This window comes from Ideonella sp. FW305-24, assembly GCF_058788035.1.
In genome coordinates this window covers 486847-511664 of record NZ_JBYTAI010000002.1, presented here as the reverse complement: position 1 = coordinate 511664, position 24818 = coordinate 486847, and the positions used below count along the sequence as shown (strand labels likewise).

The 24818-nt window shown below is 66.5% G+C and carries 22 protein-coding genes, 1 tRNA gene and 1 pseudogene; 16 read left to right on the top strand and 8 right to left on the bottom strand.

All coding sequences use genetic code 11. The features are described from left to right. Positions 1–276: 276 nt before the first annotated feature. The 3 genes and pseudogenes from AC3WR5_RS07965 to AC3WR5_RS07955 form a co-directional block, all read left to right on the top strand. Positions 277–1227, top strand: a pseudogene (locus AC3WR5_RS07965) (S8 family peptidase); the annotation flags it as partial. 114 nt (positions 1228–1341) lie between these two features. Beyond that, positions 1342–2058, top strand: coding sequence for a PKD domain-containing protein (locus tag AC3WR5_RS07960; protein WP_492483580.1), 717 nt, complete (start codon positions 1342–1344; stop codon positions 2056–2058). 120 nt (positions 2059–2178) lie between these two features. Then, complete coding sequence (locus tag AC3WR5_RS07955; protein ID WP_492483316.1) at positions 2179–4119, top strand: S8 family serine peptidase; 1941 nt, start codon at positions 2179–2181, stop codon at positions 4117–4119. On the opposite strand, the gene AC3WR5_RS07950 is transcribed toward AC3WR5_RS07955, so the two are convergent. Genes AC3WR5_RS07950 through AC3WR5_RS07940 form a run of 3 tightly spaced genes read right to left on the bottom strand, consistent with a single transcriptional unit; the run spans position 4070 to position 6282 of the window. Then, positions 4070–4810, bottom strand: a complete 741-nt coding sequence (locus AC3WR5_RS07950) for an SPOR domain-containing protein (RefSeq protein ID WP_492483314.1) — start codon at positions 4808–4810, stop codon at positions 4070–4072. The two genes, AC3WR5_RS07955 and AC3WR5_RS07950, sit on opposite strands and share 50 nt — an antisense overlap. Before the next feature lie 15 nt (positions 4811–4825). Then, complete coding sequence (locus AC3WR5_RS07945; RefSeq protein WP_492483312.1) at positions 4826–5713, bottom strand: biotin--[acetyl-CoA-carboxylase] ligase; 888 nt, start codon at positions 5711–5713, stop codon at positions 4826–4828. Then, on the bottom strand, positions 5710–6282 hold the full coding sequence (locus AC3WR5_RS07940; protein ID WP_492483310.1) for an SET domain-containing protein: 573 nt from the start codon (positions 6280–6282) through the stop codon (positions 5710–5712). Before AC3WR5_RS07940 ends, AC3WR5_RS07945 begins: the two co-directional genes overlap by 4 nt. A 122-nt stretch (positions 6283–6404) precedes the next feature. Here AC3WR5_RS07940 and AC3WR5_RS07935 point away from each other — a divergent pair, with 122 nt between their 5' ends. From AC3WR5_RS07935 to AC3WR5_RS07915, 5 genes are read left to right on the top strand one after another with little or no spacing between them, the layout of a single operon-like run. Continuing rightward, positions 6405–9101 (top strand): DNA topoisomerase III, encoded by a 2697-nt coding sequence (locus tag AC3WR5_RS07935; protein ID WP_492483308.1) that lies wholly within the window; start codon positions 6405–6407, stop codon positions 9099–9101. A 10-nt stretch (positions 9102–9111) separates the two neighbouring features. Further along, the gene (locus tag AC3WR5_RS07930; RefSeq protein WP_492483306.1) at positions 9112–10092 is read left to right on the top strand and encodes an AEC family transporter; all 981 of its coding nucleotides are present in this window, start codon (positions 9112–9114) and stop codon (positions 10090–10092) included. Positions 10093–10125: 33 nt separating this feature from the next. Further along, the gene (locus tag AC3WR5_RS07925; protein WP_492483304.1) at positions 10126–11406 is read left to right on the top strand and encodes a glutamate-5-semialdehyde dehydrogenase; all 1281 of its coding nucleotides are present in this window, start codon (positions 10126–10128) and stop codon (positions 11404–11406) included. 4 nt (positions 11407–11410) lie between these two features. Further along, positions 11411–12142 (top strand): 7-cyano-7-deazaguanine synthase QueC, encoded by a 732-nt coding sequence (gene queC / locus AC3WR5_RS07920; RefSeq protein ID WP_492483302.1) that lies wholly within the window; start codon positions 11411–11413, stop codon positions 12140–12142. After that, positions 12139–12798 (top strand): LemA family protein, encoded by a 660-nt coding sequence (locus AC3WR5_RS07915; RefSeq protein WP_492483301.1) that lies wholly within the window; start codon positions 12139–12141, stop codon positions 12796–12798. The genes queC and AC3WR5_RS07915 overlap by 4 nt, the downstream gene beginning before the upstream one ends. A gap of 25 nt (positions 12799–12823) precedes the next feature. Here AC3WR5_RS07915 and AC3WR5_RS07910 read toward each other — a convergent pair whose 3' ends face one another. Both AC3WR5_RS07910 and folE read right to left on the bottom strand, forming a co-directional pair. Further along, entirely contained in the window at positions 12824–13249 is a 426-nt protein-coding gene (locus AC3WR5_RS07910) for a BLUF domain-containing protein (protein ID WP_141290131.1), read from the bottom strand. Between the two features lie 7 nt (positions 13250–13256). Continuing rightward, positions 13257–13994 (bottom strand): GTP cyclohydrolase I, encoded by a 738-nt coding sequence (gene folE, locus AC3WR5_RS07905; protein WP_141290132.1) that lies wholly within the window; start codon positions 13992–13994, stop codon positions 13257–13259. 94 nt (positions 13995–14088) lie between these two features. On the opposite strand from folE, the gene rsmB reads away from it, so the two are divergent. The 6 genes from rsmB (at position 14089) to AC3WR5_RS07875 (ending at position 21222) form a co-directional block, all read left to right on the top strand. Continuing rightward, a complete protein-coding gene (rsmB, locus tag AC3WR5_RS07900; protein WP_231010281.1) occupies positions 14089–15462 on the top strand; it encodes a 16S rRNA (cytosine(967)-C(5))-methyltransferase RsmB in 1374 nt (457 codons plus the stop codon). Between the two features lie 102 nt (positions 15463–15564). Next, positions 15565–16152, top strand: coding sequence for a DUF4390 domain-containing protein (locus AC3WR5_RS07895; RefSeq protein WP_231010280.1), 588 nt, complete (start codon positions 15565–15567; stop codon positions 16150–16152). Between the two features lie 46 nt (positions 16153–16198). Beyond that, positions 16199–18478 (top strand): sensor histidine kinase, encoded by a 2280-nt coding sequence (locus AC3WR5_RS07890; protein ID WP_141285799.1) that lies wholly within the window; start codon positions 16199–16201, stop codon positions 18476–18478. A gap of 18 nt (positions 18479–18496) precedes the next feature. Beyond that, on the top strand, positions 18497–19192 hold the full coding sequence (locus tag AC3WR5_RS07885; protein ID WP_141285797.1) for a response regulator: 696 nt from the start codon (positions 18497–18499) through the stop codon (positions 19190–19192). A 70-nt stretch (positions 19193–19262) separates the two neighbouring features. Continuing rightward, a tRNA-Phe gene (locus tag AC3WR5_RS07880) sits at positions 19263–19338 on the top strand. A gap of 159 nt (positions 19339–19497) precedes the next feature. Next, a complete protein-coding gene (locus tag AC3WR5_RS07875; RefSeq protein ID WP_492483299.1) occupies positions 19498–21222 on the top strand; it encodes a DUF6538 domain-containing protein in 1725 nt (574 codons plus the stop codon). A gap of 514 nt (positions 21223–21736) precedes the next feature. Here AC3WR5_RS07875 and AC3WR5_RS07870 read toward each other — a convergent pair. Further along, a complete protein-coding gene (locus tag AC3WR5_RS07870) occupies positions 21737–22198 on the bottom strand; it encodes a hypothetical protein (RefSeq protein WP_492483297.1) in 462 nt (153 codons plus the stop codon). 57 nt (positions 22199–22255) lie between these two features. Further along, positions 22256–22549 carry a hypothetical protein gene (locus AC3WR5_RS07865; protein WP_492483295.1) on the bottom strand — a complete coding sequence of 98 codons (294 nt, stop codon included), beginning with the start codon at positions 22547–22549 and terminating at the stop codon, positions 22256–22258. Positions 22550–22658: 109 nt separating this feature from the next. On the opposite strand from AC3WR5_RS07865, the gene AC3WR5_RS07860 reads away from it, so the two are divergent. After that, entirely contained in the window at positions 22659–22952 is a 294-nt protein-coding gene (locus tag AC3WR5_RS07860) for a helix-turn-helix domain-containing protein (protein ID WP_492483293.1), read from the top strand. 138 nt (positions 22953–23090) lie between these two features. Further along, complete coding sequence (locus tag AC3WR5_RS07855) at positions 23091–23720, top strand: DUF2026 family protein (RefSeq protein WP_492483291.1); 630 nt, start codon at positions 23091–23093, stop codon at positions 23718–23720. A 35-nt stretch (positions 23721–23755) separates the two neighbouring features. On the opposite strand, the gene AC3WR5_RS07850 is transcribed toward AC3WR5_RS07855, so the two are convergent. Next, positions 23756–24652, bottom strand: coding sequence for an AbiTii domain-containing protein (locus AC3WR5_RS07850; protein WP_492483289.1), 897 nt, complete (start codon positions 24650–24652; stop codon positions 23756–23758). Positions 24653–24818 lie beyond the last annotated feature (166 nt).

The window sequence follows — 24818 nt, the reverse complement described above, 5'->3', positions numbered from 1 at the left end:
TCCGCCGGCTCCGCTGCCGCAGCCCAGGCCGGTCCGCAGGCTGCGTACACGTTGGCCAGACGGCTCGGCATTGCGTCGCTGGCCGACGGACGCATCATGAACGAGCGCATGCAGATCATGACGTCGACCGCGATGGGCAGCGAGGCGCTTGCAGCCAAACTGGCGGCGGATTCGGAAGTCGAATGGGCTGTGGTGGATGGTCGGCGCCGCGCATTGACCGCCCCGAACGACCCGCTGTACCCGACGGGCCAAACCACCAATTCGTTGACCGCTGGACAGTGGTACCTGCACACGCCGGACAGCACGGTCAAGTCGGCCATCAATGCCGAAGCTGCCTGGAACGTCACGATGGGCAGCAGTAGCATCGTGGTAGCGGTGCTGGACACCGGCATCCGACCGGATCATCCGGACCTGACGGCCAAGATCCTGCCGGGCTACGACTTCATCAGCGACAGCGCCACGGGCAATGACGGCAACGGCCGCGACAGCGACCCGAGCGATCCTGGCGACTGGGTCACATCGGCTGAAGATGCGTCCGGTACCTTCAAGGGCTGTGGTGCGGAAGCCAGTTCCTGGCATGGCACCCAGACCGCGGGCCTGGTCGGTGCCTCGGCCAACAACGGCATTGGGATGGCCGGTACCGCGCCCAACGTGATGCTGCTGCCGGTGCGCGTGCTGGGCAAATGCGGCGGTTACGACTCCGACATCATCGACGCGATGCGCTGGGCGGCAGGTCTGTCCGTGACGGGCGTGCCGACCAACACCCATCCAGCCAAGGTGCTCAACATGAGCCTGGGCAGCGCCGGCACTTGCGATGCGGCTTACGTCGAGGTCATCGCCGAGGTGACGGCCGCCGGCGCAAGCATCGTGGTGGCTGCCGGGAATGATGGTCTTGCCGTTGGTGTGCCTGCCAACTGCAGTGGTGTGATCGCGGTGGCCGGTCTGCGGCATGCTGGCACCAAGTCCGGTTTCTCGGACCTTGGCCCCGAGGTCGCCATCTCGGCGCCGGCCGGCAATTGCGTCAATGCTTCTGGCCCTTGCCTGTATTCGATGCTGAGCAGCACCAATGCCGGCACCCAGGGTCCCGGCACCAACACTTACACCGACGCAACCAACTATGCGCTGGGCACGAGCTTCTCGGCACCGCTGGTCGCGGGCACGGCCGCCCTGATGCTGTCGGCGAAGCCCTCGATGACGCCTGCGGACATCCGCAGCACGATCCGCAGCACGGCAACCACGTTCCCCAGCAGCGGCGCAGGCACGGGTGTGAGCGCTTGTCTCGCGCCCAGTTCAACCGCGCAAACCGAGTGCTACTGCACGACCAGCACCTGCGGTGCCGGCATGCTGAACGCTGCCGCTGCCGTCAACGCGGCCGTGGCGGCTGTCTTGCCCACGCCCGTGATCAGTGCGTCGGCCACCGCAGTGCAGCCGGGGACCGCCGTCACGCTGGATGCCAGCGGTTCGACCGCGTCGGCGGGGCGCAGCATCACCGGGTACAGCTGGAGCGTGGTAAGCGGTGACACGCTGATTGGCGACGTGAGCGACACATCTGCCGCCACCTTCGGTTTTACCGCGCAAACTGCCGGCACCGTCACAGTGAGCCTGACCGTGACCGACAGCGCTTCGGCGAGTGCTTCGACCCAGCAGTCGGTGCAAATCCTCAGCGGTTTGCCGACCGCGCGCATCAGCCTGTCGGACACTGCACCACAGGTCGGCGACTTGCTGACCCTGGACAGTGCGAACTCCAGCGCACTGGATGGTGCATCTATCGTTGGCTACCAGTGGGAGCTGGTTTCGGGAGACACGTTGGCCAGCTTCAGCGGGGCCACCAATGGTGCAACCGCTGCCATGAATCTGACCGGCGCCGGGATCGTCACCGTGCGTTTGACCGTGACCGACAGCCGGGGCTACACCGGCAGCACCGACCTCAGTTTCACCGTCGCTGCAGTCTCTTCGTCTGGCGGTGGCGGCGGGGGGGGGGGCGCCGGCTCGCCCATCTGGGCCGCGCTGCTGCTGCTGATCGGCCTGGCCCTGCCGCGCCGCCGCACCCGCGGCTGAGCTCACGAAATACAGGCCTTCAGGGGCGGCGCGGCCGGGCAGGTCGCGCCGCCCCTTTGTTTTGGCCGCGGCCGGCCGATATCCCGACATCTGTCAAAAAACACGATGTCGGGGTTGTGCATGAGTGGAAGTCGACGCTGTGCGGCGGGCTGGGCCCTGGCCGGGCTGCTGCTGATGGGTTTGTCTGCCGGGGCGCAAGCCGCCAATACGGCGCTGCCGGTGCGCGGTCTGATCGTGCAGTTGCGCGACGCGCCTGCGCACCAGGCGATGCTGGACGTGCCGGATGCCCAGGTCGCCAACTCGGCTGGCGGACCGAGCGCGGCCGAACTCAAGCGCGCCGATGGCCTGCGCTGGGCCAGGCTGATGGGCGCAACCGGGCTGACGCGACAGGGCAGTGCGCCCAGCCTGCAGCCGGTGGGCCGCGCGGCGCAGCGCCTGCGCTGGGACACGCCGCCTGACGCGGCCACGCTGGCGCGCTGGCAAACCTCGCTGGCCGCCCGGCCGGAGGTCGCCTGGGTCGTGCCGGACACCCTGGAGCCGCGGCTGCAGGCCGAGTTGACCATGCCGGACGATCCTTTGTTCGGCGGCCAGGACCAGCAGTGGTGGCTGCAGCCCGTCAGCGGCAGCAACAGCCTGCCGCTCAGTGCCCGGCTGCGCGGCGTGCCGGGCGTGCAGACCGCCTGGTCGCGCAGCACTGGCGACGCCGGCCCGGTGGTGGCGGTGCTGGACACCGGCCTCACGGCCCATCCCGAATTCGACAGCGCCCGCTTGCTGCCTGGCTACGACATGGTTTCGGACTGGGACGCCAGCGCCGGCCGCGGTTACGCCAATGACGGCGACGGCCGCGACGCCGACCCGTCCGACCCCGGCGACTGGGTGGACATCGCGGATCAATCGGCCGACGCCGGCCGCTTTGGCAGCTGCAGCCTGCAAGGCAGCAGCTGGCACGGCACGACGGTGACCGGCATCATTGCCGCGAGCAGCAACAACGCGCTGGGCGTGGCCGGGCTGAACTGGGGCGTGCGCATCCTGCCGGTGCGCGTGGCCGGCAAGTGCGGCGCGACCGTCAGCGACATCGTCGACGGCATGCGCTGGGCCGCCGGCCTGCAGGTCTGCAAACGCTGGACCGATGGCAACATGGCCAGCGGTTGCGCCGAATGGGCGCCGGTCAACCCGACGCCAGCGCGTGTCGTCAACATCAGCTTCGGCGGTGCTTCGGCCTGCAACGCGGCCTACCAAAGCGCCATCGACGAACTCTGGGCGCTGGGCGTGCTGGTGGTCGCGGCCGGTGGCAACGACCACGCCAGCCCCAGCCGGCCGGCCAACTGCCAGCACGTGCTGGGCGTGGCCGCGCTGAACCGCGACGGCTTCAAGGCCAGCTATTCCAACTTCGGCAGCGCGCTGGCGCTGGCCACCGTGGGCGGCGACGACACGAGCGGCCGTTGGGGCTCGCTGCTGACCGACGGCGGCCTGCTGACGCTGGGCAACAGCGGCAGCACCACGCCTGGCCTGCCCGGCTACGGCCGGCACACCGGCACCAGCTTTGCCGCGCCGGTGGTGGCGGGTGTGGCGGCGCAGATGCTGTCGCTGGCACCCGGCCTGGACGCGGCCGGGCTGCTGCAAGGCCTGAGCGCCAGCGCCCGGCCACACGTGGGCTCGGCGCTGATGGCCGCTTGCAGCGCGGCCAATCCGGGCCGCTGCGTCTGCTCCACCGCGACCTGCGGCGCCGGCATCCTGGATGCCGACCAGGCGCTGCGCTACGCCCAGCTCACCACGCAGTCACAGGCCTACCAGGCGCCGAACTGGGCGGCGGTGCAGATCGACACCAGCGAGCTGCGCGCGGCGGTGGCGCTGGGCCAGGACCGCGAGGCCGCGACCAGCGAAGACGGCGCGACCAGTGGCGGCACCGGCAACAGCGCTGGCGGTTCATCGGCCGGTGGCGGCGCGTTGGACGGTTTCGAGCTGGCGGCGCTCGCGGCGCTGCTCTTGCTGCAGGCGCTTGGGCAGCGGCTCAAGCCGGCGCGCAAGCGCTCCAGGGCGTCGCCGCCTTCTGGGTCCTGAGCTTGCCGGCCTGCTCGGCCGTCAGCGTCTCCACGCGCAGCTGGTGCTGCACGACGGGTTCGATCAGCGCGACCACGCGCGCAGTGCGCACGCCGCGCTGCTGCAGCTGGTTCAACCGGCCCTCGGCTTCTGCCTGGCTGTTGAACTGGCCCAGCGTCAGCCCCGGGCTCAGCGTCGCGTGGTTGACCAGTTCCTCGTGCGGCAGCCGCAGCCTGCGCACTTCTTCCAGTTTCTTCTGCAGCGCGTCTGCGTCGGCAAAGCGGCCCATGTAGACCGCCCAGCGGCCGGGCAGCTCGCGCCGGATGTCGACCCAGCCGTCGCTGCGCAGCCCGAGCTGCTGCAGCTGGCGCGTCATCTCGCCATAGGCCTGGTCGCTCAGCGGGCCGGCCTGCAGGCAGGCAGCACCCGCCGCGGCGGTTGACACCGCATTGGCGCTGGCCGGTTCGCTGGCGATGGTTGCCGCTGTGGCTGCAGCTGTTTCAGACGCCGTTGACGCGGCGGGTGCCGGGGCCGAGGCCGCGCCGTTGGACAACAGCTGCAGCGCCTGTGCATTGACCTGGCGCGCCAGCCGCTCGGGCTCGCGCTGCGGGTCCAGTGCGTGCAGGCCCAGCTTCTCGGCAATCACCGGTTGGGTCCAGGCCCAGACGGCCAGGTTGGCCACGACAAGCAGGACCAGCAGCCAGCGCAACATCGCCGGGGCGGCCGCTCAGCGCGGCGCGGCGGCCAGCGGGCGCACGCTGACTTCGCCGCTGACGATGCGCTGCACTTCGCCGTTGCAGCGCACCAGCAGCGCGCCGTCCTCCGCCACGCCCAGCGATTCGCCTTCGGGGCACGACGCGTCGGTGGTCGTCACCGCATGGCCGCGCAGCAGGTCGCGTTGCGCATAGGCGGCGGCGATGCCGGCGAAACCGCCTCGCTCGAAGTCCTGCAGGCGTTGCGCCAGCCTGGGGCAGATGCGCGCCAGTGCCTGCGGGGCCGAGAGGTCCGGCTCGAATTCGCTGACCGAGGCAATCGCTTCCTGCACGTTTTGCGGCAGGTGCAGCGGCCGCAGGTTGATGCCGATGCCGATCACCGCGAAGCGCTGTTCGCCGACCTGCAAGGCCTCGATCAGCACGCCACCCAGCTTGCGGCCACGGCCCGGGCCGTCCACGCGCCACAGGTCGTTCGGCCACTTCAGGCCGATCTCGTGGCCGTTCGGGTCCAGCGCCTCGGCCGCTGCCACGCCCACTGCCAGCGATAGGCCTGACCAGTCGGCGCGGTGGATCGGCAGGCTGAGCGAGAAGGTGAGGGAACTGCCCGGTGCCGATTCCCAGCTGCGGCCCAGCCGGCCCTTGCCCTGGGTCTGCTGCACGGCCACCAGCAGCGAAGGCGCCAGGTCGTCTGCCCGCAGCTCGCGGCCCTGGGCCTTCAGTGCGGCGTGGCGCAGCCGGTCCATCAGCGCCTGGTTGGTCGACTCGATGTGGTCCACCACCTCGATCGACAGCTCAGGCAGCATCGGCAGCAGCTGTTCCCACAGCGCGTGGATGCCCCACAGGCTGTGGCGGTCGGCCGGGTTGGGCGCAGGAGGCGGCGGAATCAGCGGGGCGTCGTTCATGGGCGGGACGCCTTCTGGCGCGTCTTCGGGCTCAGCATCGTGCCACGGCAATCGGCTGCGCCGCAGCGGCATTCGTAGCGTTTTTTCAGCTTCGGGGTGTAGCGCTCGTCAATGGTGAGGCCGTAGTCGTAGAACAGTTCCTCGCCGGGCGCGATCGGCCGCAAGGCCTTGATGAAGACGCGGCCATCCTGCTCGTCGGCCTCGCAGTTCGGGTCGCAGGCATGGTTGATCCAGCGCGCGGCATTGCCGCCGTACAGCGCGTCGATCACGTTGCCGCCTTCGATCTGGAAGTAGAAGGTGTGCTCGGGGTTGGACGGGTCGTGCGGGTGGCGGCGCAGCGCCTCTGGCCAGTCGATCACCTGGCCGGTGTATTCGATCAGGCGCTCGCCCGGTTCAATGGGCTGCAGCGCGAAGACCCCTTTGCCATGCACGCCACTGCGGCGCACCTGGATGCGCCTGCCGCTGCTTTTCGCGGAGGGCCCTGCCGTCGCCTTCGCGGCCGTTTGCGAGCGGCCCTTCGGCTTGGCGACAGGGTTGTTGGCGGGCTTGGCTTGCGTGCGAGGCTTCATTGGGTACATTGGAATCATGGGCGTGCGCGCGTGTACACGTGCATACGCATGTACACACAGGCGCGCGAGTCGCTGGATTGTAGGCATGGCCGAATCCGGCCCGAGTGGAAATCGAAGAACACATGAGCAAGTCACTGATCATTGCGGAAAAGCCCAGCGTCGCGCAGGACATCGTGCGTGCGTTGACGCCGGTCTCCGGCAAGTTCGAAAAAGCCGCCGACCACTTCGAGAACGAGCAGTACGTCGTCACCTCGGCGGTTGGCCATCTGGTGGAGATCAAGGCGCCGGAGGAATACGACGTCAAGCGTGGCAAGTGGAGCTTTGCCAACCTGCCGGTGGTGCCGCCGCACTTCGACCTCGCGCCCATCGACAAGGCCAAGGCGCGCCTGCAGGCCGTCGTCAAGCTGGTCAAGCGCAAGGACGTGACTTCGCTGATCAACGCCTGCGACGCGGGCCGCGAGGGCGAGCTGATCTTCCGGCTCATCGTGCAATACGCCGGCACCGCGAAGGCGCCGATCAACAAGCCCATCCAGCGCCTGTGGCTGCAGAGCATGACGCCGCAAGCCATCCGCGACGGCTTCGACAAGCTGCGCTCCGATCAGCAGATGATGGGCCTGGCCGACGCCGCACGCAGCCGCTCCGAGGCCGACTGGCTGGTGGGCATCAACGGCACCCGCGCGATGACGGCCTTCAACTCGCGCGACGGCGGTTTCTTCCTGACGACGGTCGGCCGGGTGCAAACGCCCACGCTGTCCATCGTCGTCGAGCGCGAAGAGAAGATCCGCAAGCACGTGGCGCGCGACTACTGGGAAATCAAGGCCGGCTTCGGCGCCGCCGCGGGCGACTACGAAGGCAAGTGGTTCGACCCCAAGTACAAGAAGGACGACCCCGCCGGTGGTGGCGCGCTGGCCGACATCCCCGTGTCGGACCGCCGGCCTGACCGCCTCTGGAACGAAGCCGAAGCCAAGGCGATTGCCGATGCGGTGCGCGGCCAGCCCGGCGTGGTCACCGAAGAAGCCAAGCCCAGCACCCAGAGCAGCCCGGGCCTGTACGACCTGACGACCCTGCAGCGCGAAGCCAACTCGCGCTTCGGCTTCAGCGCCAAGACCACGCTGGGCCTGGCGCAGGCGCTGTATGAAAAGCACAAGGTGCTGACCTACCCCCGGACCGACTCGCGCTACCTGCCCGAGGACTATGTGCCGGTGGTCAAGGAAACCTTCCAGATGATCGCCACCGAGGACCTGCCAGGCCCGCTGCAGGCACTGGCCCAGCACGCGAGGAAGGGCTTGAAGGAAGGCTACGTCAAGCCGCTCAAGCGGGTGTTCGACAACACCAAGGTTTCGGACCACTTTGCCATCATCCCGACGCTGCAGGCCCCCAAGGCGCTGACCGAAGCCGAGGCCAAGCTCTACGACATGGTCGTCAAGCGCTTCCTCGCGGTCTTCTATCCGGCGGCCGAATACATGGTCACGACCCGCATCACCAAGGTCAAGACCGCCGCCGGCCCCGAGCATGCGTTCCAGACCAACGGCAAGGTGCTGGTGAACCCGGGCTGGCTGGCCGTCTATGGCAAGGAAGCCCAGGACGAGGACGCCAACCTGGTCGCGGTGCAGCCGGGCGAGACGGTCAGCAACGAAGGCGTGAACGTCGTCGCGCTGCGCACCAAGCCGCCGGCGCGCTACACCGAGGCCACGCTGCTGAGCGCGATGGAAGGGGCAGGCAAGATGATCGACGACGACGAGTTGCGCGAGGCCATGGCCGAGAAGGGCCTGGGCACGCCAGCCACGCGCGCGCAGACCATCGAAGGCCTGATCCTGGAGAAGTACATGCTGCGCGAAGGCCGCGAGCTGGTGCCCACCGCCAAGGCCTTCCAGCTGATGACGCTGCTGCGCGGCCTGGGCGTGGAAGACCTGACCAAGCCCGAGCTGACCGGCAACTGGGAGTTCCAGCTGGCCGAGATGGAGCAGGGCAAGCTCTCGCGCGAACAGTTCATGAAGGCGATTGCCGACATGGCCGAGCGCATCGTCAAGAAGGCCAAGGAATACGACCGCGACACGATTCCTGGCGACTATGCGACGCTGAAGACGCCGTGCCCGAACTGCGGCGGCGTGGTGAAGGAAAACTACCGCCGTTTCACCTGCACCGGAAGGGCTGACAGCCCCTCGGCCGCGGGTACGCGACCGGTCCCCCAAGGGGACCGAGCCGCCCTTGGGAGCGGCCCGGCGGACGGCTCGACGGGCGACAGCGAAGGCTGCGGCTTCTCGATCACCAAGATCCCCGGCGGCCGCAGCTTCGAGCTGGCCGAGGTCGAGCAGTTCCTGGCCGACAAGAAGATCGGCCCGCTGGAAGGTTTCCGCTCCAAGGCCGGCTGGCCGTTCACTGCCGAGCTGAAGCTGGCCTTCGACGACGAGACCAAGAACTGGAAGCTGGAGTTCGACTTCGGTGAAGACGCCAAGGCGGCCGAAGAAGGCGAAGCGGTGGACTTCAGCGACCAGGAGCCGCTGGGTTCCTGCCCGAAGTGCCAGGGCAAGGTCTATGAGCACGGCAGCAACTATGTCTGCGAACACGCGGTCAGCGCGCCGGTGACCTGCGACTTCAAGACCGGCAAGGTCATCCTGACCCAGCCGGTCGCGCGCGAGCAGGTGCACAAGCTGCTGACGACCGGCAAGACCGACCTGCTGGAGAACTTCGTCTCGAACAAGACCCGCCGCAAGTTCAAGGCCTTCCTGGCCTACGACAAGAAGGAAGGCAAGGTCAGCTTCGAGTTCGAGCCGCGCGCAGCCAAGCCGCCGGCGAAGAAGGCCGCCGCCAAGGCATGACGCCGGCGGCATGACGCTGGCGATCCTCTACAAGCTGCTGGCCATCGTGCTGGTGGTGGCGCTGGGCTGGATCGTGGGGCGCCTGCGCTGGCTGGGCGAAGGCACGGCCGACAACGATCCGGCGCGCATCCTGTCCGCCGCGGCCTTCTACCTGTTCGCGCCGGCGCTGTTCTTCCGCACCACCGCGCGCGTGGACCTGGCGCACCTGCCCTGGGCGATGCTGGCCGCGTTTTTCGTGCCGGTGACCGGGCTGATGCTGGCCGTGTACGGCGTGCAGCGCGCCCGGCGCGACCGCAGCGGCCAGGCCGTTGCGGCGCCCGCGGTGCGGGCCGTCACCGTGACCTTCGGCAACTCGGTGCAGATCGGCATTCCGCTGGCCGCCGGCGTGCTCGGCGAAGCTGGCCTGGGCCTGCATTTGACGCTGGTCAGCGTGCATGCGCTGATCCTGCTGCTGGTCTGCACCACGCTGGTCGAGCTGGACCTGGCGCGTGCCCACGCTGCACCCGACGCGCACCTCGGCCATGTGCTGCTGGGCACGCTGCGCAACGCGGTGATCCACCCGGTCGTGCTGCCGGTGCTGGCTGGCCTGGCCTGGAACCTCATCGGCTGGCCGCTGCCCGAAGCGGTCGACGAAGTGCTGCGCATGCTGGGCTCGGCCGTGGTGCCGCTGTGCCTGACACTGATCGGCATGTCACTGGCCTACCTGGGCCTGCCCAAGCGCCTGGATGGCGCCATCGCCGTCAGCGCGCTGAAGCTGGGGCTGCAGCCTGCGCTGGTGCTGGGCGTCGCCCACTGGGGCTTTGGCCTGACCGGTACGCCGCTGGCGGTGCTGGTGCTGCTGGCGGCCTTGCCGGCCGGCAGCAACTCGATGATGTTCGCCCAGCGGTATCGCACGCTGGAAGCCGAGACCACCGCGGTCAACGTGCTGTCCACGCTTGCCTTCGTGGGCACCGCGCCGCTGTGGCTGGCGCTGCTGGCCTGGCTGGGCTGAACGCGAGCGGCCCCGGCCGGGGATAATCCCGGTATGACCCCGCACGACATTCCCGCCTACATGGACCACCTGGGCGTGGGGGCGCGCGCCGCCGCGACCGCGATGGCCAGCGCCGGCACCCGCGTGAAGAACGATGCGCTGAGCGCGCTGGCCCGGCTGCTGCGCGAAGCAGGCGAGCCGCTGGCCGCGGCCAATGCCAAGGACATCGCTGCCGCCGAGGCCGCAGGTCTTGCCGCGCCGATGGTCGACCGCCTGCGCCTGACACCCAAGGTCATCGCCACGGTCGCCGAAGGTTGCGAGCAACTGGCGGCGATGCCGGACCCGGTCGGCGAGATCACCGGCGTGAAGCGCCGGCCCACCGGCATCAGCGTGGGGCAGATGCGCGTGCCGCTGGGCGTGTTCGGCATGATCTACGAGAGCCGGCCGAACGTGACCATCGAGGCCGCGTCGCTGGCGATCAAGAGCGGCAATGCCTGCATCCTGCGCGGCGGCTCCGAGGCCATCCATTCCAACCTGGCGCTTTGGCAACTGGTGCAGCGCGCGCTGTCCGAAGCCGGCCTGCCGCCTGAGGCCGTGCAACTCGTCGAGACGACGGACCGCGCCGCCGTGGGCCGCTTGATTGCGATGCCTGAATACGTGGACGTGATCATCCCGCGCGGCGGCAAGGGCCTGATCGCGCGCATCAGCGCCGAGGCCAAGGTGCCGGTCATCAAGCACCTGGACGGCAACTGCCACGTCTATGTGGACGCCGAGGTCGACATTGCGCAGGCGCTGGTCGTCACCGACAACGCCAAGACGCAGAAGTACAGCCCCTGCAACGCGGCCGAATCGCTGCTGGTGCATGCAGCTTCGGCGCCAGCCTTCCTGCCGCAGATCGGCGCGATCTTCGCGGCCAAGGGCGTGGAGATGCGTTGTGACTCGGCCGCCAAGGCGATCCTCGCTGCCGTGCCTGGCGCCAGGCTGGCGGACGCGACCGAGGCCGACTGGGCCGAGGAATACCTGGCGCCCATCGTCAGCGTGAAGGTGGTGCAGGGCCTGGACGAGGCCATCGCCCACATCAACCGCTACGGCTCGCACCACACCGATGCGATCCTGACGACGAACCACCCGAACGCGATGCGCTTCCTGCGCGAGGTCGACTCGGCCAGCGTGATGGTCAACGCCAGCACCCGCTTTGCCGACGGTTTCGAATACGGCCTGGGGGCCGAGATCGGCATCTCGACCGACAAGTTCCACGCCCGCGGCCCGGTTGGCCTCGAAGGCCTCACGTCCATGAAATGGGTGGTGCTGGGCCAGGGCGAAATCAGGGGCTGATGACATGAGCGAGCCGTCTTCCCGCCATGCCCTGGTGCTGTTTTCCGGCGGCCAGGATTCCACCGCCTGCCTGGCCTGGGCGCTGTCGCGTTTTGCGCGTGTCGAGACGCTGGGCTTCGACTATGGCCAGCGCCACAAGGTCGAGCTCGAATGCCGGCAGGTGGTGCGGCGCGAGATTGCCGAACAGTTCCCGCAGTGGGCTGGCAAGCTGGGCGACGACCACTTGCTGGACCTGGCGCTGCTGGGTCAGATTTCCGACACCGCACTGACTGATGCGCGCGCCATCGAGCTGCAGGCCAACGGTTTGCCCAACACCTTCGTGCCCGGCCGCAACCTGCTGTTCCTGACCTTTGCCGCGGCGCTGGCCTACCGGCGCGGCGCGTCGGTGCTGGTCGGCGGCATGTGCGAGACCGATTACTCCGGCTACCCGGACTGCCGCGACAACACGCTCAAGGCGATGCAGGTCGCGCTCAGCCTGGGGCTGGACACGCCGATGACGCTGGAAACCCCGCTGATGTTCCTGACCAAAGCCCAGACCTGGGAACTGAGTGACCAACTGGGCGGCGCGAAGCTGAACGAGTTGATCGTCGAGCACACGCACACCTGCTACCTCGGCGACCGCAGCCAGCGCCACGCCTGGGGCTACGGCTGTGGCCAGTGCCCTGCCTGCGAGCTGCGGGCCCAGGGCTTTGCCGCCTGGTGGGCCAGCAAAGGCGGCCAGGGCGCGTTCGCATGAGCCTGTTCGCGCCGGAAATCTGGCAAGGCGCGTTGGCGGCATCGGATCCGGCCAGCGAGCCGGCGACCAGTGCCGCCTGGCCGAACTGGCTGCAGCTGACGCATGTTGGCCATGTGGGCGGCTGGCTGCTGGAGCTCGCGCTGATCCTGGTGATCGCCTTCTGGATGGTGGGGGCCTACAACCGGCTGATGCGACTGCGCAATGCGCTGGGCCAGGCCTGGGTGCAGATCGATGAATTGCTGGTGCGCCGCGCCGCCGCGCTGGACATGTTGCTGGCCGCCGTGCGCGAGCCGCTGGCCGATGAGGCCGGCAGCCTGCAGGTGCTGATGCAGGCGCAGGAGCGCCAGCGTCAGGCGGCCCTGGCCATGCGGCCCAGGCCATACCGTGCCTTGCTGGTGGCGGCATGGGTGGCCGCGGAGCGTGACATGGCCTCGCCGATGGCGCGGCTGCATGCCCTGCTGGAGCAGCAGCCGACGCTGGACGAGCAGCCCGGCGTGCATGCCTCGCGGCAGCAGTTGACCGAGCTCGCCGCCCGGCTGGTCTATGCGCGCCAGTCTTTCAGCGACGCTGCAGCGGCCTACAACCAGGCCTTGACCGAGTTTCCGACCCGGCTGCTGACCCGCCTGTTCGGTTTTCGCGCCGCGGCCAAGCTCTGAATGCCACCTGGCCGGTGCCTGCGCGTCAGGCCTGGCCCATCATGGCCGCGGTGGCGACCATCTCGTCGAACAGCGCGGCCATCGCGGCGCCGGACACGGCGTAGGGGTTCAGCGTCGCGGTTTCGGAGTATTTGAGCAGCAGGCCAGGGTTCAGCCGGGTCAGGTTGACCATGCCCATGGCCCAGCCGGCGAAATGCCGCTCGGCGATCTCGGCATAGTTCAGCAGCACGACCTGCTGGTGGCGCGGATCCGCAGCGATGCGGTGGTACAGCTTGTTGACCGCGTCGCGGCCGCCTTCCAGCGTCTGCACGAAGGTGCCGTGCGCAAAGCACAGCGCACCGGTGATGCCTTGCGTCGGGTTGGTGGCGCGGGCCTGCTGCAGGATGCCGGTCAGCGCATCCTGGTCCATCTCTGCCGTGGCCCGGCTGGCATACATCAGTCGCACAAGCATCGGGGGTTCACCTCTTCTTGGACAACAGGGACAGGAATTCGCGCCGCAGGTTCGGGTCCTTCAGGAACGCACCCCGCATGACGCTGTTGGTCATCGCCGTGTCATTGTCTTTCACGCCGCGCCAATGCATGCAGAAATGGTCCGCCTCCATGACGATGGCCAAGCCGTCGGGCTTGACGCGTTCCTGCAAGGCGTCTGCCAGCATGATCACCGCCTCTTCCTGGATCTGCGGCCGGGTCATGATCCAGTCGGCGATGCGGGCGTATTTCGACAGCCCGATCAGGTTCGAGTGTTCATTGGGCAGCACGCCCACCCAGATCTTGCCGAGGATGGGGCACATGTGGTGCGAGCAGGCCGAGCGCACCGTGATCGGGCCGACGATCATCAGCTCGTTCAGGCGGGAGGCATTCGGGAATTCGGTGACCGGCGGCATCGGCTGGTAGCGGCCGCGAAACACTTCCTCCAGGTACATCTTGGCCACGCGGCGCGCCGTGTCCTGGGTGTTGTGGTCGCTCTCGGTGTCGATCACCAGCGCCTTCAGCACCTCGGCCATCTTGGCGCTGACCTCGTCCTTCAGTTCCTGCAACTCACCCTCGCGCAGGAAGTCGGCAATGTTGTCGTTGGCGTGGTAACGCCGCCTGGCCTGGACCAGGCGATAGCGCACCCGTTCCGACACCGGCAGCGCCGCCAGCGCTTCGTCTTGCAGGATGGGCGCAGCAACGCGCGGGCTCTTGGGTTCGGCCATGCCGGGGGGTCCTTGCCTGGTTCTATGACCAGCGCATTGTCGGCCAGCGGCTGCCGCATTGCGCGTGCGGGGTCGGCCCGTCGCAATCTTCTGGATGGGTTGGGTGGTTAGACTGCCGCGGGTGAACCCAGCCCACCCCTCTCCTCCGCTGTCCCGCCTGCTCGAACTGTGTGCCGACGCGGTCCAGGCCGTGCGTGCCGGCCGTTCCCTGACCGATGTGCTGGCCGGCGTGCAGCCGGCCGCGCGGCCGGGCACCCAGGCGCTGGCCTTTGCGGTGCTGCGCAGGCTGGGCGCGGCCACTGCGGCGCGTGCCGTGCTCGCCCCGCGCAACCCGCCGCCGGTGGTGGACGCCTTGCTGGTCTGCGCGCTGGCGCTGCTGTGGCCTGACGACGCACCACCCTACCCGGACCACACGCTGGTCGACCAGGCCGTGACCGCGGCACGCCACAAGGTGCCGGCTGCCGCAGGTTTCATCAACGCCGTGCTGCGCCGCTTCATCCGCGAGCGTGCCGCAGTGGTGGCGCAGGCCGAGCAGCAGCCCGAAGGCGCGTGGAACCATCCCGCCTGGTGGATCCAGAAAGTGCGCCACGACTGGCCGGCCGACTGGCAGGCGCTGCTGGGCGAAGCCCAGCGCCACCCGCCGATGACGCTGCGCGTCAACGCCCGCCGCAGCAGCCGCGAGGCCTACCTTCAGCAACTGCAGGAGGCCGGCATCGCAGCCGACCCGGTCGAAGGACCCGGGCTGGAACAGGCGCTGGTGCTGCGCCAGCCCTGTCCGGTGGACCGCCTGCCGGGCTTTGCACAAGGGCTGGTGTCGGTGCAGGACCTGTCGGCCCAACGTGCGGCGCCACTGCTGCTGCGGGACTGGGCTGGCGGTTTGCCCGCCGGGGCCCACGTGCTGGACGCCTGCGCCGCGCCCGGTGGCAAGACGGCGCACCTGCTGGAGCTGGCCGAGCTGGACCTGCTGGCGCTGGACACCGACGCCAGCCGCCTGGCCCGCGTGGACGACGGGCTGCGCCGCCTGGGCTTGCAGGCGCGCACCCGCGCGGCCGATGCGCGCCAGGTCAGCCAGTGGTGGGACGGCCGGCCGTTCGACGCGATCCTGCTGGACGCACCCTGCAGCGCGTCGGGCATCGTGCGGCGCCACCCGGACATCCGCTGGCTGCGCCGTGCCGACGACATCCAGGCGCTGGCCCGCATCCAGGCCGAACTGCTGGACGCGCTGTGGCCGCTGCTCAAGCCCGGTGGCCGCCTGGTTTATGCAACCTGTTCCTTGTTCAAGGACGAAGGCATTCGGCAGATCGACGCATTTTTGCAACGCCATTCGCTGGCACCCGGGGTCATCGCAGCCCAGTCGCCCGGCCACCTGCTGCCGCTGCCGGACAATGCAAGGCATCTCCCGTCGGCCTCGCTGGCCGACGGTTTTTACTATGCCTTGCTGCAACGGCCCGCTGCTGCCTCTGACTGAATGCCGATGGGTTTTGAAAGCGCCCCCAGGACCGGGCTGCGCCCAGTCCGCTCCCCGTGGGGGGTGAGGGAACTTGGGGCGGCCCTGCGTTTCCTCATGAGGATGTCCGGCCCGACTGGCCGCGGCGCGACTTGCGCGGCTGCGGCCTGCGTGCGCGGGCTGCTGCTGGCCGCTTGGTTGGGCGTGCTGGGCCACACGGCAGGGGTGCGGGCGCAAGGCATCGAGCTGCCGCAGCTTTCGCTGAGCCGGCAGGAGGGCGGGCTGACGCTGGACTTTGAAGTCAAGCTGGCGCTCAGCCGTGCCACCGAAGATGCGCTGCAGCGCGGCGTGCCGCTTTATTTCACCGCCTCCGCGCAGGTCTTTCACCCCCGTTGGTATTGGCGCGACGAGCGCGTGGCCCGCGCCACCCGCACCTGGCGCATCTCCTACCAGCCGCTCACCTCCAGCTGGCGCGTCAGCTTCGGTGCGCTGAGCCAGAACTACCCCAGCGCCGAGGCCGCGCTGGCGATGATCTCGCGCGCCACCCGCTGGCGCATTGCAGAACCCGAGCAGATCGACCCCAGCGAGCGCTACTACGTCGAGTTCAGTTACCGGCTGGACAGCAGCATGCTGCCGCGCCCGCTGCAGCTGGACCTGGCGGTGCAGTCCGACTGGCGGCTGTCCGTCGAGCGCACACTGAAGCTCGACTGAGCCTTTGATCCAGCCCCCCGCCACGCGCCTTGCCACCCGACCCGCGATGAAAAACTCCGTGCGCCTGGGCTGGGGCCTTGCCACGCTGGTGGCAGCGGGCCTGGGCCTGGTGCTGGCGGTTGTGCTGTCGCTGGTGGTGCAGGGCCCGCTGGGCTACGGCGGCCACTTCGTCTGGTTGTTCTGGGTCAATGTGGGCGTGGCCGGCGTGCTGGCGCTGGTGCTGCTGGCGGCGGCCATCCGGCTGGTGTTCCGGCTCAAGGCCGGCAAGTTCGGCAGCCGGCTGCTGATCAAGCTGGCGGGCATCTTCGCGCTGGTCGGCGTGCTGCCGGGCGCACTCATCTACACCGTCAGCTACCAGTTCGTCTCCCGCAGCATCGAGGCATGGTTCGATGCCAGCGTCGAAAGCGCGCTGGACGCCGGCCTGGCGCTGGGCAAGGGCACGCTGGAAGCGCTGGCCTCGGACCTGGTCAACAAGACCCGCGCCGCGGCCGACCGGCTGGCCGAGGTGCGCAGCAGCGACCCGGCCCTGCTGCAACTGGAGCGCCTGCGCGAGCAACTGGGCGCCACGCAGGTGGCGGTCGTCAACGGCAATGGCCAGGTGCAGAGCAATGCCAGCGCCACGGCCGACCTGGGCATCGAGCGGCCGGCACCGGCACTGCTGCGCCAGGCCAAGGCGGTGCAGTCGGTCAGCCAGGTGGAGGGCCTGGAGGACGATGGCACGGCCGCCGCCGGCCTGCAGCCGGCCCAGGTTCGCGCGCTGGCGCTGATCCCGGATGCGCGCATCAAGCTCTCCGGCGAGTCCGACCGTTACCTCATGGTGCTGCAGCCGCTGCCCACCGCGCTGACCAGCAATGCGCTGATCGTGCAGGCCGCCTACCGCGAATACCAGCAGCGCCACATCGCGCGCGACGGCCTGCGCCGCATGTACATCGGCACGCTGACGCTGGCGCTGGTGCTGTCGGTCTTCGGCGCGGTGCTGCTGGCTGTCGTGCTGGGCAACCAGCTGGCGCGGCCGCTGCTGCTGCTGGCCGACGGCATGCGCCAGGTCGCGCGTGGCGACCTGACCGCCAAGCAGATCTTCACCTCCAACGACGAGATCGGCGAGCTGACACGCAACTTCGCCCACATGACCGAGCAGCTCGGCAGCGCCCGCCAGCAGGCCGACGCCAGCCTGCGCCAGCTCGAAGGCGCACGCCTGCGGCTGCAGACCATCCTCGACAGCCTGACGGCTGGCGTCATCGTGTTCGACCGCGACCACCTGATCGACACCGTGAACCCTGGCGCCACCCGCATCCTGCGCGCGCCGCTGTCCGTCTTCGTGGGCCGCGGGCTGGGCGAGGTGCCCGGCATGACCGACTTCGCCGCCGCGATCCACCAGCGCTTCGCGCAGCACCAGAGCAGCCCGGAAGACGGCGAGCGCGACCATTGGCAGGAGTCCTTCGAGCTGCGCCAGAGCGAGCGCGAAGGCGGCATCACGCTGCTGGTGCGCGGCGCGCTGCTGGTTGGCGGTGCGCGCCTGGTGGTGTTCGACGACATCACCGAGGTCGTCTCGGCGCAGCGCAGCGAGGCCTGGGCCGAGGTCGCACGCCGGCTGGCCCACGAGATCAAGAACCCGCTGACGCCGATCCAGCTCTCGGCCGAGCGCCTGCAGCACAAGCTCGAAGCCAAGCTCGAATCGCCAACCGACCAGGCCATGCTGGTGCGCTCGGTGGCCACCATCGTCAACCAGGTGCAGGCGATGAAACAGTTGGTCAATGAGTTCCGCGATTACGCGCGGCTGCCCGCGGTGCGCCTGCAGGACACCGACCTGAACGAGCTGGTCGCCGAAGTACTGGGCCTGTATGGCGACGACCAGGAGCGCGGCCGGCTGCAGGCCCGTTGCGTTCCCGCGCTGCCGCTGGTGCGGGGCGACCCGACCCAGTTGCGCCAGGTCATTCACAACCTGGTACAGAACGCCTTGCAGGCGCTGGCCGGCCGTGAAGACGGCAAGGTCTGCGTCGAGACCGAGATCGCGCGCCATGAAGACGGCCGCGTGCGGGCCGTGCGCCTGAAAGTGGCAGACAATGGCCCTGGGTTCAGCGACAAGGTGCTCAAACGTGCGTTCGAACCCTACGTCACCACCAAGAGCAAAGGCACTGGCCTGGGACTTGCGGTGGTGAAGAAAATTGCCGACGAACACGGCGCGCGCGTTCGCATCGTCAACCTGCCCCCCCAGAATGCAGGCAGCGATGCGCCGTCGGGCGCGCAGGTTTCGCTATCATTTTCCAGCTTCATTGAACAGAAGGATCCTCCAGTGAATGGCCCGGCCCACCCACCCGGCGCCTGAACGCTGTCTCGGACATCCATGGCAACGATACTTGTAGTCGACGACGAGATGGGCATCCGTGCCCTGCTGTCGGAAATCCTCACCGATGAAGGTCACGCCATCGAGCTGGCCGAAAACGCCGCTCAGGCCCGTGCGGTGCGCGAGCGCCTGCGGCCGGACCTGGTGCTGCTCGACATCTGGATGCCCGATGTCGATGGCATCACCTTGCTCAAGGAGTGGGGTGCCAGCGGCCAGCTGACCATGCCGGTGGTCATGATGAGTGGCCACGGCACGATAGACACCGCGGTCGAGGCCACCAAATACGGCGCCATCGCCTTCCTCGAAAAGCCCATCACGTTGCAAAAGCTGCTGCGTGCCGTCGAGCAGTCGCTGGCTCGCACGCCTGCACGCCCGCCGGCCCCGATGGGCGCGCCCACCGCCTACCGCGGCGAAATCGGGTTGACGGTCGAATCCGCGATGACTGGCGGCGTCGGCCTGCCCGCGCTGCCGGTGGACCTCGGCCCGCAACCCGAACAAAGCTTCGACCTCGACCGCCCGTTGCGCGAAGCCCGCGACGCCTTCGAGAAAAGCTACTTCGAATTCCACCTCGCCCGCGAGAACGGCTCGATGACCCGCGTCGCCGAAAAAACCGGCCTGGAGCGCACCCACCTCTACCGCAAGCTCAAGCAGCTTGGCGTCGACCTGACCCGCAACAAACGCGGCAGCATCGCCTGAAACCATGCTATAGTGTTTGACTTCGCTGATCGCACATCAACACGCTTGATTGCAGCACAGCAAAGTGATTGGCCTGGTAGCTCAGTTGGTAGAGCAGCGGATTGAAAATCCGCGTGTCGGTGGTTCGATTCCGCCCCAGGCCACCAGGAACGCTAAGCCCTTGATTCTTAACAGGATCAGGGGCTTTTTGCTTTCTGGCTCATGCCTAGCCCGCTTGGATTGGTACACCAGGCAGGTACACCGTGGCATCAGTTCGCACCGCGTCTAGACTCGTCGGCAACAGCATCCCTCGCCGCCGTTCGTTCATGGCTCAGCCGTTTAAGCATCCCGACTCTGGCATCTACTACTTGAGGCGGAAGGTGCCTCTTGAACTGCGACCTTCTCTCGGGCGCGAGTACAAGGTCTCTCTGAAGACGCGCGAACCGGGAGAGGCGAAGGGGCGCTTTGCCGATGCTTGGGCAAGGTCGGAGGCGGCCTTCGCGGCGGCCCGAGCGCAGCTTGCGGGCGTAGAAGTGATCGACAGGGCTGACGCGCACCAACTGGCCGCAAGGTGGTTCAGGAACGAGCAAGAGCGGATTGAGCGGGCTGGCGCGTTCACGGAAATCCTCGTGGAGGGCTCTAGAACGCTCGTGGAGCGCGGGAATGAGGCAGGTGAATGGGTGGCCAGCTACCTCACGCTTCGAGAGGCTGCGGAGCAGGATATTGGACCGCCGGACGATGATTGGGCTGCGCTGGTCGAGCCTCACATCGCCGACACGCTACGCCAGCACGATTTGCCCCGGCCCGTTTCGGGCGGCGCCGCAGCCGAGCTGTTGAATACCGCGTTCATCGAGCACCTGCACCGGCTGTCCGAATGGGCAATGCAGCGATACCTTGGCACGTATGCCGCTGCAGGCATCTGCGTGGCTCCGGTGCTTCCCTTGCGCTCTGAGCTGAGCAAGCCCACCCAGCAAAAGGCAATCAAGCTCATGGCTCTTTTCAACTCGTATGCAGAGGACAAAATCCTCAACGATGGTGACACGCGGGCAACTCGCAAGACGATAGATGGCTTTCGCGCTACGGTGGAGCGCTTCCTCGAGTTGATTGGTGATTTGGACATCACCGCCATCAGCCGGGAAGTCATCGGCCGCTATCGTCGTGAACTGGCTCGCATGCCCGCCAAGGGCAAGGGAACGCGGGGGCTGACCGCGACTCAACTCATCGCCAAGGCGGAGGCAGAAGGTCTGCCACGGCTGTCTGAGTCAACCATTCGCAATCAACTGCGTGCGGTGTCTGCTGTGCTGAGTCACGGTGTGCGCTTGCATTGGCTGAACGAAAACCCTGTCATTGCCGGCGGGGTCGGGCGCAATGCAGCCAGGGCCGCGACCCGACAGGCCCAAGGAACTAGGCGGCGCAAAGACTATTCGCCTGACGAGCTGCGGGCCATCTTCACCAGCCCTGCCCTCACAGAGACAGATTGGGCGCCGCCCCGTGCTGCATTTGGCAAGGCTTGGTACTGGCTGCCGCTACTGCTGTACTACACGGGAGCACGTAGAGAAGAGCTGGCGCAATTGAAGGCCTCCGATGTGAAGAAGTCGCCCGATGGCATCTGGCACCTGAACATCCTTGCCGTGGTAGATGAGGATGACGGCGACCGTGGTGTCAAGACAGAAGCCAGCCGGCGTTTGATTCCGCTACACCCAGACTTGATCAGCCGTGGCTTCGTAGAGTACGCCTGTTCCTTGCCGAAAAACGGGAACCTCTTTCCCGACCTCAAGCCCAGCCCTAGCGGCTACTTTGGTGCGAACTTCGGCAAGCGTTGGGCTGTGTACCTCCGGGAGACGGTGAAGCTCGAAAGCTCTGCAAGTCCCATCCATGGCTTCCGGCATACCTTCAAGACGCTATGTCGGGATGTTGGCATTCCGGAAGACGTACATGATGCGATCACAGGCCACGCGGGAACCGGAGGCATTGCTCGGGACTATGGCTCTATGCCGCTGAGCCGGATGGCCAGGGAGCTTGCCAAGTTTCCAAGCGCCCCAACGACCTAAACAGGCCGTTGCTGGACCAAGCCTTCCAAGGTCGGAAGGCTACTGGAAGGCTGGCGCGGAGCGCGGGCCTCCTGACGCCTTCAACGGCGAGCCAGCCTCACGACCTTTGGGCTCACTCAATCCCAGCGCCCTTCCTGCCTGCTGGCTTCAGGGCTGCTCGCTGGGTCAGGAGAGCAGGAGAGCAGGAGAGCAGGAGAGCAGGAGAGCAGGGCTCCTTCAGACTTCGGGGCTCACCTCCTCGGTCGCTGCTTCGGGGCAGCCTTGCTATCGCGGGCCCCAGGGCTTCTATCGGGCTTCTGGAAGGCTTTATGCCTGTCGGCAAGGTATAGATGCAAATTGCACCTACCGGCCTTCTTTCTGTTAGTAGGGTACCAATTCGCCATCGTCCACTCTGGCACCCATGCAGACATAGCGACGCGAGGACGGGCATGGGGGATGGTGGCACTCAGTTGGGTCACATGCCCCTTCGCCTAATCAAAAAATTTTTGAGTTTCAAGGGCTTTGCCGGTGAGGCTTAGGCTCCAGCCAAGTCGGCGTGATAGCCCTTGGTCAGACCCATAGGATTGGTGTTTCTCTCGATGAAGTCGAAGTATTCCCGTCCGCCTTGTTCTCGTCCTGCGTCGAAGTCAGGGTCGCCCTGCAGCTCCAGCGATTCGACGGTGAAGGACACGCCCTTTTCCACGTCGCCACCCATCAGGCGGATGTGACCTGATGCGATGAGCTTGACGAAGCCGTCTCCGTCCTGCAGCGGGACACCGCTGAGCTGAACCGCCGCGTCGAAGAACCCGGTGAGGTATCCGCGTGCAAACTTTTCATGAAGAAATCGCTGGTACCTGCGCGCATCGAGGTTGCATAGCGCTAGCTGTACTTCGAGCGCTGCTGCGGCTCCGGAAATGCGATGCCCCAGTGCTGCGCCTGGTGACATCACTGGTGCTTGCTTCTTCTTAAAGAGTCCGAACATTTTGCTGAAGTCCATCTAAGGCGGATAAAAGTGGTTGACCTTGTTGCCCAATCGGAGGGCTCCGCTGCCGCCTCAGGCGAGCTTTTCTATGCTCTCAGGGATGTAATCCGGAATCGGGTCTACGAAGCTGTACACCTCCTGGTCCAGTTCCTCGCATGCGGGGCATGTCTTCTCCCTGCGCTGCTGATTGCTCAGAGGGCTAGAGCACCGCTCGCACCGGTAGGGCATGAAGGCCAGGACGATGAGGGTCATCCCAATGGATAGGAAGCCGAACACCCCCCAGGCGAGAGCGCTGCGGTTCTTGCGATAGGCCAAGCCTGCTGAGGCCAGGGCAGGGATGCCGAAGAAGATGAAGTCCACGAGCATGGACACTGCGGTTACGCGCACCTATACCTCCAACAACGAGTGCCAACAGTCTATCAATGAAACCTATAGGTTGTAGTCCTATAGGTTGCGGATTGGTCCACTGTCTTCTGTGGGCATCAACAACAAGTCGGACTTTGGGGCAGCGTTCCTGTTCGCCAGGAAGGCGAAGGGCCTCACGCAGGAGGACTTCGATGACGTGTCCAGTCGGGTCTACGTAAGCGCTCTGGAACGAAAGATCAAGCAACCAACCCTTCCCAAGGTTGATGAGCTAGCCGCCCGGATGGGCTTGCATCCCCTGACAGTCCTTGCGCTTGCCTATTGCGTGCGTCCAGGCGATCAAGGTGAGACCGATGCGTTGATAGCGATGCTCCGGCAAGAGCTTCTCGCTGTGATCAATTGCTGACCAAGCGCGGGGCTTGCTGCAAGAGGTTTGGCAACGATTCGCTACTGATGGACTTACGCCATATAAAGTTCTTGCCGCGGCTGGGTTGGGTGCGTCGGTCTCAACTCTGTGGTGCGCGGGCTCCTGTAAAGTGGCGACATGAAGGCCCGCCCGCTGCTGCCGCTACCAGACTACCAACGCGTCTATCAGGTCATCTACAGCGTGCTTCAAGCCAGTGAGGCTGTCCACACGCATCGAGCCTGCGTCATCTTCACCATCGCCGGTACGCTGATACTTCGGGAACATTACAAGCTGCCTGCCACGATCAGCGCCGGATTCCTGGGGATGACGGTCGATGAGGAGCGCGCAACGGTCGCCATGTACGGACGCATCGGAGAGGGGGCTGAAAGCGATAGTCAAGCATTTCATGCGTGGGTCGAGTGCCAAGGGTGGCTGATTGACTTCATGGCACCAATCATGGGTGTTGCCTTCAAGGAAGACGGACACCTGCTGAAGGTGCCACGGCGAATGCTTCAGAAGCCGTTGGCCGAACGGAAAGCCAGCGTCAACGATTTGCGGCGGTCTGGCGACTTCTACCTTGCACACGATTCCGCACTAGCTGAATCGTTGATCGACTTCCAATCGGCGGGCTCGATTGACTTGGCGCACGTCTGCCTTGCTTGGTTCCGACGTCCCCCTTCGACCCTAAAGGAACTGTCGTTAAGTGACAGCCAAGGCACGCCCAAAAAACTCGTCTTGCACGCGCCGTCGATTGACGGGGTCTGGTAAGTCCGGAAACCCCCGCACTCAAGTGCAGAGATGGTTCAGCCGCCGGCAGCACTGGCAGCAAGCGACAGCAGCGTTTGAACATGCGGCTTAGCCAGTTCTCCAAGGATGTTGCCCGCTGCACCTTCAGCAACTGATTTGATGCTGCGGGCCGTGGCCTTGATGACTTCCCACTTTGGATTTGGAGAGGCAGCCTGTGCCCGTAGGGTAGCCAACTCGGCGCGTAATTCGTCGGTTGCTACACCTTGCTCGCTACTGTCGAGGGCAGCGCTCAGTGCTTGGATCAAACCCCGCAGATCTTCAAGGTCGGTTCCTGTGCCTGTGTTCGCTTGGTTCTGTGTTGATCCGTTTGAACTTATCTGAATCTGTGAACCTGATATGTTGCCGAAATGATTGTGGATCTGCTGCACCGTCTGCTTCTCCTGCTGAGTGAACGTCATACCTTCCCCGAGCACGCCTCGACCCTCAAGGTCTAGCGCCCACTCAAGGATACGATTTCGCACCCGCTCAACGATGCCTCGAATCTGCACGGCTGTGAACGAGAGATGCGGTTTCATGGGCACACTCATCGCCTTCATGATTTCCCGCTCTAGCTCTGTGGGGAAATGTCGGTGAAGCGTACCTGTGCCTGTGGCGAGAGGTTCAAGTTCAGGGATTGAGCTGCGCTCAGTCAGTAGGGTTAGCCAGTCGGCACCCTGGCCTGCCATTTGAAGGGGCACCGGGCCATGGTAGGGATTCATTGCTTCTAGGTGACCCCGAATCTGTCGATAGTCGGGTACCTTCCCTTGGTAGCCGTTCAGTTCTGATGCCATCCATTCCGCGAGGTCTGGTACGTCTAGGCGACGGGCTGCGACAAGAGCGCGGCGAAGTAGGTCGGAAACCGGCACGGCGGGGTCGCTCGCCATGTTGACTAGCTCAGGCACGAGTGCAGGCATGTTCTTCCCTTGGTGTTGCCTGCAGCGGATGCAGTCGCTGCGGTCTGTCTTAGCGGAACCTTTGCAGGCCTCGACATTATCCGTGGAGCTGGAAGGCAGTCCAACTTCATATTTCCAGCGCGGCTCCTTGAACTTAAGCGGCCAATCCCAATAGTGCAAAGAGTCG